A 9,549-nucleotide genomic window follows, 5' to 3' on the forward strand; every position below is an offset into this window, starting at 1 on the left:
GCGCTGTACTCAAGTTCGGAGAAGGTGGCTTGCATGGTCGGTCACGAGCGTGAGGCAGGGCGTCATTATCTCAAAGAGCGGCTGCCGACGGCAGGCGTCGGCTGGTTTCGATTAAATCAGTGCTTCCTTAGCTGTAGCTCAGACGACGACTGATTAAAGTGCCGGCTTGAGTCTGCTCAGCCAGCCGTAAAGGGCACATGGGGTCACGAAGGGCTCATGGTGTCGGGTCTCGCATTGTGGCATTTGGGTTCTGCCAGTCGGTATATCTCGGCGACGGGTTCGACGAGCGGATGCAACGCGAGGCCACGATTCGAGGAGAAATGCCGATTCCTTCGGTCTGATCAGGCATTTGCCGAAGAGCGCCAGTGCTCCCGAGTTCAGACCAGACAATAAGGAACCGTCGAACGGACGGCGGCGGTGAGTTCCTCGGCGTCGCCGAACTTCACCGGGCCGCTGCCGGGGAGAAGGCGCACACGCGCAGCGGCCCTGTCGAAGAGGACCACGGCGGTCGTCCCGCTGTCGAGCCTTGGCTTGGAGCCTTTCCTCGACAAACTCGCGGATATGGAGATCGAGGGCCTCGGTGAAGATTTTCGCGGCATCCTTCGGCGCCCCTGGACGGGTGACGAACAAGTTCGTGAACACGGTCCCCGAGGTCGTTCATGGCAAGGGGGACGCTCATCGTTTTTGCGGTCATTCTCGCTCTCTCCTTCTCCGTGGAGTCGTCCGGAGGTCGACGCTCACACTCTCATCTTCGTCAAGCTCGTCAAGTTCGTCTAGTTTTCCCGTTGCCACGGTGGCATGAGCCTGCAAGCGATCCGCCGGCTTCGATTCCGTATGAATGTGGCGTTGTAGAATTGCCAACGGGAGATGATGAAGGAAGCGGCATGGCGGACAGACCCAAGGTTTTCATCAGCTACAGTCACGATTCGGAAGCGCATCGCGAACGTGTGCTCGGGTTGTCACAGCGACTGCGGCAGGACGGAATCGTCGCAGAGATCGACTGTTACGTTGGGGGTAGTCCGTTGGATGGGTGGCCGCGCTGGATGCTGAACCAGATCGATAACGCTGATCGGGTTTTGCTGTGCTGTACCGAAACCTACTATCGCCGCTTCCGGGGACACGAATCTCCGGGAGCCGGAAAAGGGGGCGACTGGGAAGGCGCGATCATCACGCAGGAAATTTACGACGCGCGTAGCCATACGAAACGCTTTGTCCCGGTCCTGTTCCACCCCGACGATGCGAAATTCATCCCCGAGCCGGTACGTGGACAGACCTTTCACTGTCTGGACAGCGAAGCAGCGTACCAGAAACTCTACGATGCGCTGCTTGATCAGGCCGGCGTCGAACCTCACCCGATCGGCGAGCCGAAGCGCCGCGAACGTGACACCGCCTATCCCCTGCGTTTTGGCGACAATCCAGGCCACGCCAACTATCTGACGCAGAGGGCGGGGGGCACCCAAGCCACGCGCTACTTTTTCGATCCGCCTCCGCCGCGCAGCCTCGACCTCGCCGTCGAGTGCACCCTCAAGCGCATCGGGCCGCATCGCCTGGCTGCACTGATCGTGGAAGACGTCTACCGCCATCCAGACACGAGAATTGGCGATATTCACCAACGGATCGGCCCGGAAATCCCACGGTCACGCGTGTGCCGTGCGCTCGAACAACTGGTGAAAGAGGGCAAGTTGTCTCGAGAGGGGGCTCGAAGAGGAACTCGTTACCGCCTGCCATGATTTGGCTCAAGGCCACGCCTATCGGCCAAACGTGAGCCAAGGCTGTGTGCCAAATGAAGGCTTTCCTCATCTAACCATCTGTCGCTACGAATATTTTTTTGGCTCACGGCGGGCGCTTGAGCCAAAGTGCTGTACCAAGCGCGCTATCTGACACCTTGCGCCTTAACGGCGAGAGCTGGGTGATAGAAGCTGTGCCTCGGCCAGCAACTCGTTCCAGTCGTCCGGAGGATGACCGCTTTCGAGCATCTTGCGAAACACCCGGTAGGCGTCGTCGCTGCTTTCGTAGGCGCGTTTGCTGGCATCGTCGTTGACCCACGCGAACACGATCACCTTGCTCGGCGCGTGGTAGCGAAAGAACAGCCGGTCCCACGATAGGCCGATGCTGCGAGTGTTTCTTGTGGGCGCGGTGGCAGCCGCGAAAGGGCGCGATTCATCGCACCTGGCTTGCTGACGGCATGGCGATGCCGGGTGTAGAGTGAATGCATGCACCCCTGAAGGCTCGAGTTCTCCATGAACGCTGCTCCCGAAGTCGTCTTCCGTGCCTCGGCCCTGACCAAGACCTACCGGATGGGCGAGGTCTCGGTCCCGGCGTTGCGCGGGATCGACCTTGAGCTGCGCGCGGGCGAGCTGGTGGTGCTGCTCGGGCCTTCCGGCAGCGGCAAGTCCACGCTGCTCAACATCCTGGGCGGGCTCGACACGCCGACGTCGGGCGAGGTCTTCTATCTCGACCACCAGCTCACCGCGGCGAGCGAGGCGGAGCTCACGCTGTTTCGCCGCGACCACGTCGGCTTCGTCTTCCAGTTCTACAACCTGATCCCGAGCCTGACCGCGCGCGAGAACGTCGCCGTGGTCACCGAGATCGCCAGGGCGCCGATGCGGCCAGAGGACGCGCTGGCACTGGTGGGCCTCGCCGACCGGCTCGATCACTTCCCGGCGCAGCTCTCGGGCGGCGAGCAGCAGCGCGTCGCCATCGCGCGCGCGATCGCCAAGAATCCGGCTGTGTTGCTCTGCGACGAGCCGACCGGCGCGCTCGATGCGCAGACCGGCGTCGTCGTCCTCGAGGCGCTGGAGAAGGTGAACCGCGAGCTGGGGACGCTGACCGTGCTGATCACGCACAACGCGATCATCGCCGGTATGGCCAACCGGGTGATCCGCCTGTCGGGCGGCTGCATCGTCGACATCCAGGACAACGCCAACCCGCGCGCGGCGCGCGAACTAAGCTGGTGATATGAAGCTGTAAAAAGCACTTGGCCACGAAATGCACGAAATGCACGAAACACACGAACTCGTTCATTGGGTTCGACAGCGAGCTGATATGGCCAAGGGGTAGGTGCCAAACGACGGCAACCCTAGGCTTCCCTTCGTGGCTTTCGTGTTTTTCGTGGCTGAAAGTCTTGAGGATGAACCTCTAACCGGGAGGAGGCGATGAGCGTCCTCGACCGCAAGCTGTTGCGCGACCTGTGGCACATGCGCGGGCAGGCGCTGGCCATTGCCGCGGTGATCATGGGTGGCGTGGCGACGCTGGTGATGTCGCTGTCGACCTACGATTCGCTGGTGACGACGCGCGACCGCTTCTACCGCGACTACCGCTTCGCCGAGGCCTTCGCCGACCTGAAGCGCGCGCCGGAGCCGGTGGCCGAGCGGCTGCGCGAGCTGCCCGGGGTCGATCGGCTCGAAACCCGCGTCGCCGCCGGCGCCAGGCTGGAGGTTCCGGGCTTCGCCGACCCCGTCACCGGCCTCCTGCTGTCCCTGCCCGACCGCGGCGATGCCGAGCTCAACCGCCTGCACTTGAAGCGCGGGCGCATGGTCGAGCCGTACAGCGAGGACGAGGCGATCCTCTCCGACACGCTGGCCGAGGGGCATGGCATCGACCCCGGCGACACGCTGTCGGTGATCGTGAACGGCAAGCGCAAGACGCTGACCGTGGTCGGCATCGCGGTCTCACCCGAGTACGTGTACCAGATCGCCCCCGGCGCGCTGTTCCCGGACTTCAAGCGTTACGGCGTGCTCTGGATGCGGCGCAGCGCGCTCGCCGCCGCCTACGACATGGAGGGCGCGTTCAACAACGTCGCGCTGACCCTGGTCCGGGGCGCCGACCTGCGCGAGGTGATCGCGCGCGTCGATGCCGTCCTCGCGCGCTACGGCGGCACCGGCGCCTACGCGCGCCGCGACCAGTTCTCCAACCGTTTCCTCAGCGAGGAACTGAACCAGTTGCAGACCACGGCGACGATCTTTCCGGCGATCTTCCTCGGCGTCGCCGCCTTCCTGCTCAACGTCGTCCTCTCGCGGCTGATCGCGCTGCAGCGCGAGCAGATCGCGGTGCTCAAGGCCTTCGGCTACACGAACGGCGCGATCGGCTGGCACTTCGTCAAGCTGGTGATGCTGATCGTCGTCCTCGGCGTCGCCGCCGGCGCGGGCCTCGGGGCCTGGTTCGGGCATGGCCTGGCGAACATCTACACCGAGACGAGTTTCCGCTTCCCCTGGCTCGACTATCGGCTCGATGCGCGCGTCGTCGTCTTTGCGCTGGCGGTCGCCGGCGTCGCCGCGATCGCCGGGACGCTGTTCGCGGTGTTCAAGGCGGCGCGGCTGACGCAGGCCGAGGGGATGCGTTCCGAGACGCCGACCGTCTATCACGCCACCGTCGTCGAACGCATCGGGCTCGCTGCGCTGCTCTCTTCTCCCTCGCGCATGATCGCCCGCCACATCGAGCGGCATCCGGCCAAGTCGCTGCTGACCGTGCTCGGCGTCGCCTGTGCCTGCGGCCTGATGATGGTCGGCAACTACCAGAGCGACGCCATCCACTACATGGTCGACGTGCATTTCCGCCAGGCGGCGCGCGAGGACCTGGCGCTCACCTTCACCGAACCGACCTCGGGCAAGGCGCTACACGAACTGGCGGCGCTGCCCGGCGTCGATCATGTCGAGGGCTTCCGCGACGTGCCGGCGATCCTGCGCTTCAGGAATTACAGCTACCGCTCGGCGGTCTATGGCATCTTGCCGCAGGGACAGCTGCACCGCTCGCTCGACCGCGCGCTGAAGCCCGTGAAGGTTCCCGCCGGCGGCGTCGTGCTCACCGACTACCTCGCCGACGAGATCCTGCACGTCAAACCCGGCGACAGGATCACGGTCGAGGTGCTCGAAGGAAGGCGCCAGGTGCTCGAGGTTCCCGTGCTCGGCATCACCAAGCAGTATTTCGGCGTCTCGGCGTACATGCAGAAGGACTCGCTGAACGCGCTGCTGCGCGAAGGCGACGTCGTCAGCGGCGCCTACCTCGCGCTAAAGCCCGGCAACGAGGACGCGGTCTATGCCTTGCTGCACGAGCGCCCGCGCGTGCTCGGCATGGTCGCCAACGCCTCGGCGGTGCGCAGCTTCTACGCGACGCTCGGCGAATTCATCCTCTTCTACAACACCGTGGCGACGCTGCTCGCCGCGGCGATCGGCTTCGGCGTCGTGTACAACAGCGCGCGCGTCGCGCTTTCCGAACGCGGGCGAGAACTCGCGAGCCTGCGCGTGCTCGGGCTCACGCGCGGCGAGGTCGCCTACATCCTGCTCGGTGAACTCGCCGTGCTCACGCTCGCCGCGATTCCGCTCGGCATGCTCGTCGGCATCGGCCTGATCTGGATCCTGGTGCTGGCGCTCAACGGCGAGCTGTACCGTCTGCCGCTGACGCTGACCCCGGCCAACTACGCGCTGGGGGCCTCGGTGGTGCTGGTCTCGGCGCTGTTGTCGGGCTTGCTGGTGTGGCGCAAACTCGGCAGACTCGATCTCGTCGGCGTGCTCAAGACACGCGAATAGGAAGGCTGCGCAATCAGATGAAGCAGCGCGCAAACATCGGCTTCGCCATCCTGGCACTCGTCATCGCCGGCGGTCTGGCGTTCGGTTTCTGGCCGCGCGCGGTTCCCGTCGAACTGGCGACGGTGACGCGCGGGCCGCTCACCGTCAGCGTCGAGGAGGAAGGCAAGGCGCGGGTGATCGAGCGCTACCTCGTTTCGGCGCCGGTCAGCGGCTACGCGCAGCGCATCGAGCTGCGCGCGGGCGACCCGGTCGGCGTCGGCCAGGAGCTCGCTGCGATCGGACCTTCGCGCGCCGATGCGCTCGACCCGCGTGCGCGCGCCGAGGCCGCCGCGCGCGTGCAGGCGGCGGCCGCCGCACTGGCCGCCGCGCGCGAGAATGCCCGCGCCGCAGCCGCGCAGTCCGAACTCGCGCAGCAGGAGTTCACCCGTACGGAGGCCCTGCACGCAGCCAATTTCGTTTCGGCGCAAGTGGTCGACAAGGCGCGCTCGGAGCTGACGCGCAGCGGATCGATCCGGCTCGCTGCCGAGCACAACGCGCGCGTCGCGGGTTTCGAGCTCCAACAGGCGCGCGCGGTGCTGGCCAGCTTCAACCGCCAGCAGGCCGGCGGCGCGGCCGAAACGATGCGCGTCCTCTCCCCGGTCGCCGGCCGCGTGCTCAAGATCGTGCATGAGAGCGAGGGCCAGGTGCGCGCCGGCGATCCGCTGCTCGAGATCGGCAACCCGGAGTCGCTCGAGGTCGAGGTCGAGGTCCTCTCGGCGCAGGCGGTGAAGATCAGGCCGGGCGGCAAGGTGCTGTTCGAGCGCTGGGGCGGCGAGCAGCCGCTCACGGGCGTCGTGCGCGTGGTCGAGCCGGCTGGCTTCACCGAGGTGTCGGCGCTCGGCGTCGAGGAGCAGCGCGTGCGCGTGATCGTCGATTTCTCCTCGCCGCGCGAAGAGTGGGCGCGGCTCGGCGACGCCTACCGCGTCGAGGCGCGCTTCGTCCTCTGGGAAGGCGAGGACATCCTGCAGGTTCCGGCCAGCGCGCTCCTGCGCGACCGGGAAGGCTGGGCGGTCTTCGTCGTCGAAGGCGGCCGCGCCCGGCTGCGCGCGGTGCAGATCGGCCAGAGCGACGGCCTGCGCAGCGAGATTCTGGCGGGTCTCCAGGCCGGCGACACCTTGGTCGCCCAGGCCGACGACACGGTCGGTGACGGCGTGCGCGTGCAGGCGCGCTGAGCGGTCCCCGCGGGAGCCTGTAGGAGCGGCGGCAGCCGCGAATGGACGCGCTTCCTCCCGGAAAAGGCAGTCGGCCACGAAAGGCACGAAAAAACCATATAATTCATTGCGTTACCGTGAAACAGCGAAGGGTGAAGCCGCTGACCCGGAGCAGCAGCCCGTCATCGCGAGCCCGCAGGGCGTGGCGATCCAGTGCGTAGGGCTGGTTCCGGATTGCCCCGCGGATAGCCGGCCAGGGCGAGAAGACGGAAGAACGAACTGGATTGCCACGGCGCTACACGCCTCGCAATGACGGCATTGCCCCCAGGCAGATTCGTCATCGCGAGCCCGCAGGGCGTGGCGATCCAGTGCGTAGGGCTGGTTCCGGGTTGCCCCGCGGATAGCCGGCCAGGGCGAGAAGACGGAAGAACGAACTGGATTGCCATGGCGCTACACACCTCGCAATGACGGCAGCGAATGGCTGCGTTTCATGCTCAGTGGTGGCACGACTTGCCATGATCGTTCGACGCTGGGCAGGGATGGCCATCGGGCCGCTCGCCAAACGACTGCAGCGCTCTCTTCCTTTCGTGGATTTCGTGTTTTTCGTGGCTGGAAGGAGGTTTCAAGCTCCATGGCACGGGCTGGTGGAAGCTGCTGTTGCGTGCGCTCGGGTGGCGGAATTCGCGATGCTCCGGGAAAATAGCCTCTCCCCACGCGCAAGGCCGAACCAGAGGAACCGCATGCAAGCGAAAGACAGAGAGCCGAGCATCCACTTCCACCGCGAGCAGATCGCCACCTACGGCGCCGGCACGGTCGAGGCGCTGGGCTGGCGCGCCCCCGCCAGCCAGCGCCTGCGTTTCGAGGCCATCGCGCAGGCCGCCGACTTCGAGGACGCCAGCGTCCTCGACGCCGGCTGCGGCACCGGCGACCTGAAGCGTTTCCTCGACCAGCGCTTTGCCGGCGTCCGCTACACCGGCGTCGAGCAGATGCCCGAGTTCATCGCCAAGGCGCGCGAACGATACGCCGGCGACGCCAGCGCGAGCTTCATCGAGGGCGACTTCAACACGATCGCCCTGCCCCGTGCCGAGCATGTGGTCGCCAGCGGCGTCTTCGCCTACCGCACCGCCAACCCCCGCTACGTCGAGGAGACGGTCGCCCGCCTGCACGCGGCGGCGACGCGCACGCTGATCTTCAACCTGCTCGACGCGCGCGTCTTCCCCAGCCACACGCAGCTGATGGGCCGCGACGTGGACGCCGTGCTCGCCTTCTGCCGCCAGCTCTCCGACGACGTGCGCGTCATCGACGACTACGCCGACGACGACGTGACCGTGGTCGTGCGTATCTAGTTAAGGGGACGGGATACTTGATTCCTTGGAATTGAGTATACCGTCCCCTTAACTGCCTTGATTTGCATCGCTCGCCGCGAGGCCGCATCATCCCGGCTTTCTTCCGCGCCTTTCCGACATGCGGCCTCTCCCTACTCAAGCTGTCATTTCTGCCGACCCAGCTGCCGACGCGCGCGCCGACGCCCTGCTCGCGCGCATCGCTGACGAGATCGATGGCGCCGGCGGCTGGATCAGTTTCGCCCGCTACATGGAGCTGGCGCTGTACGCCCCTGGGCTCGGTTACTACGCCGCCGACGACCGCCAGTTCGGCGCCGGCGGCGACTTCGTGACGGCGCCCGAACTCGGTGGCGGCTTTGCCGCGGCGCTGGCGGTGCAGGTGGCCGAGCTGATGGAACGGAGCGCGCCGCAGCTGATCGAGGTCGGCGCCGGTTCGGGTCGGCTCGCGTCCGACCTGCTCGTCGAACTCGAGCGCCTGGGCGCCACGCCTGAGCGCTACGCGATCCTCGACCTGTCGGCGAGCCTGCGCGAGCGGCAGCGGGCGACGATCGAGGCGCGCGCGCCGCACCTCGCCGGGCGCGTCGTCTGGCTCGACCGCCTGCCCGAGCATTTCGACGGGGTGGTGATCGGCAACGAGGTGCTCGACGCAATGCCCGTGCACCTCCTCGCCTGGCGCGACGAAGGCGTCTTCGAGCGCGGCGTCGTCCTTGCCGGCGAGGGCCACCCGGCCGCGCTGGCCTGGGCCGAGCGCCCGGCGCCCGCGTTCCTGCGCGAACGCGCCGAAACGCTCGCCGCCGACTGCGGCATCGCTCCGCCCTACGTCTCGGAGCTGGCGCTCGCCGGACCGGCCTGGGCCGCGACCTGGGCCGGAATCATCGGCTGCGGCGCCCTGCTCCTGATCGACTACGGCTTTCCGCAGCACGAGTACTACCATCCGCAGCGCGTCGAGGGGACGCTGATGTGTCATCGCCGCCACTTCGCGAGCGACACCCCGCTCTCCGATCCCGGGCTGCAGGACATCACCGCGCACGTCGATTTCAGCGCGCTGGCCGAGGCGGCTTGCGCGGCCGGACTGTCGCTGCTCGGCTACACGACGCAGGCGGCCTTCCTGCTCAACTGCGGGCTGACCGACGTCCTCATGCGCGCCCAGGCGGAAGACCCAGCGCGCTGGCCGGCGCTGGCGAGCGCCGCGCAGAAACTGCTGTCGCCGGCCGAGATGGGCGAGCTGTTCAAGGTGATCGCCTTCGGCCGCGGCATCGAAGGGCCGCTGGTCGGCTTCGCGCGCAACGAGCGCAGCGCGACGCTCTGAAGCCCGCACCGCGCGTTGGGGGGTATGCTTCGCTAACCCGGGTTTAACAGCTACTTTAAACTTTCCTTGTAAAACATAGTCTTGCGTTAAAAATTTTTCGCGAGTGGCACTACATGTGCTTTTCGCGAAGGGATGGCAGCTCAGTCGACGCGTTTTTTGGTGCCTCCGGGCAAGTGGTCGAG

Annotated in this window: 8 protein-coding genes; 6 read left to right on the plus strand and 2 right to left on the minus strand. The window is 66.4% G+C overall.

Annotation, left to right across the window (positions count from 1 at the left end):
* Window positions 1-377: 377 nt before the first annotated feature.
* Complete coding sequence (locus CCR84_RS16685) at window positions 378-503, minus strand: hypothetical protein (RefSeq protein WP_274610778.1); 126 nt, start codon at window positions 501-503, stop codon at window positions 378-380.
* Between the two features lie 381 nt (window positions 504-884).
* On the opposite strand from CCR84_RS16685, the gene CCR84_RS05080 reads away from it, so the two are divergent.
* Window positions 885-1,730, plus strand: coding sequence for a toll/interleukin-1 receptor domain-containing protein (locus tag CCR84_RS05080; protein WP_201210287.1), 846 nt, complete (start codon window positions 885-887; stop codon window positions 1,728-1,730).
* A gap of 162 nt (window positions 1,731-1,892) precedes the next feature.
* On the opposite strand, the gene CCR84_RS16770 is transcribed toward CCR84_RS05080, so the two are convergent.
* Complete coding sequence (locus tag CCR84_RS16770) at window positions 1,893-2,219, minus strand: type II toxin-antitoxin system YhaV family toxin (protein WP_338052569.1); 327 nt, start codon at window positions 2,217-2,219, stop codon at window positions 1,893-1,895.
* Between the two features lie 21 nt (window positions 2,220-2,240).
* Here CCR84_RS16770 and CCR84_RS05090 point away from each other — a divergent pair, with 21 nt between their 5' ends.
* The 5 genes from CCR84_RS05090 (at window position 2,241) to CCR84_RS05110 (ending at window position 9,367) form a co-directional block, all read left to right on the plus strand.
* Complete coding sequence (locus CCR84_RS05090; protein WP_201210288.1) at window positions 2,241-2,957, plus strand: ABC transporter ATP-binding protein; 717 nt, start codon at window positions 2,241-2,243, stop codon at window positions 2,955-2,957.
* A gap of 198 nt (window positions 2,958-3,155) precedes the next feature.
* A complete protein-coding gene (locus CCR84_RS05095; protein ID WP_201210289.1) occupies window positions 3,156-5,525 on the plus strand; it encodes an ABC transporter permease in 2,370 nt (789 codons plus the stop codon).
* A gap of 17 nt (window positions 5,526-5,542) precedes the next feature.
* Window positions 5,543-6,736, plus strand: a complete 1,194-nt coding sequence (locus CCR84_RS05100) for an efflux RND transporter periplasmic adaptor subunit (protein ID WP_242508553.1) — start codon at window positions 5,543-5,545, stop codon at window positions 6,734-6,736.
* Between the two features lie 719 nt (window positions 6,737-7,455).
* Window positions 7,456-8,061: a class I SAM-dependent methyltransferase gene (locus tag CCR84_RS05105; protein WP_201210290.1), complete on the plus strand. Its 606-nt coding sequence runs from the start codon at window positions 7,456-7,458 to the stop codon at window positions 8,059-8,061.
* Window positions 8,062-8,179: 118 nt separating this feature from the next.
* Complete coding sequence (locus CCR84_RS05110; RefSeq protein WP_201210291.1) at window positions 8,180-9,367, plus strand: class I SAM-dependent methyltransferase; 1,188 nt, start codon at window positions 8,180-8,182, stop codon at window positions 9,365-9,367.
* Window positions 9,368-9,549: the final 182 nt, after the last annotated feature.

Origin of the sequence: Rhodocyclus purpureus, assembly GCF_016653115.1 — a bacterium.
In the GTDB taxonomy this organism is placed as follows: domain Bacteria; phylum Pseudomonadota; class Gammaproteobacteria; order Burkholderiales; family Rhodocyclaceae; genus Rhodocyclus; species Rhodocyclus purpureus.

Excerpts from the sequence above, each read along its gene's own strand:
- CCR84_RS05080 (WP_201210287.1), top strand. The coding sequence starts at position 885 with ATGGCGGACAGACCCAAGGTTTTCATCAGCTACAGTCACGATTCGGAA.
- CCR84_RS05090 (WP_201210288.1), top strand. The coding sequence starts at position 2,241 with ATGAACGCTGCTCCCGAAGTCGTCTTCCGTGCCTCGGCCCTGACCAAG.
- CCR84_RS05095 (WP_201210289.1), top strand. The coding sequence starts at position 3,156 with ATGAGCGTCCTCGACCGCAAGCTGTTGCGCGACCTGTGGCACATGCGC.
- CCR84_RS05100 (WP_242508553.1), top strand. The coding sequence starts at position 5,543 with ATGAAGCAGCGCGCAAACATCGGCTTCGCCATCCTGGCACTCGTCATC.
- CCR84_RS05105 (WP_201210290.1), top strand. The coding sequence starts at position 7,456 with ATGCAAGCGAAAGACAGAGAGCCGAGCATCCACTTCCACCGCGAGCAG.
- CCR84_RS05110 (WP_201210291.1), top strand. The coding sequence starts at position 8,180 with ATGCGGCCTCTCCCTACTCAAGCTGTCATTTCTGCCGACCCAGCTGCC.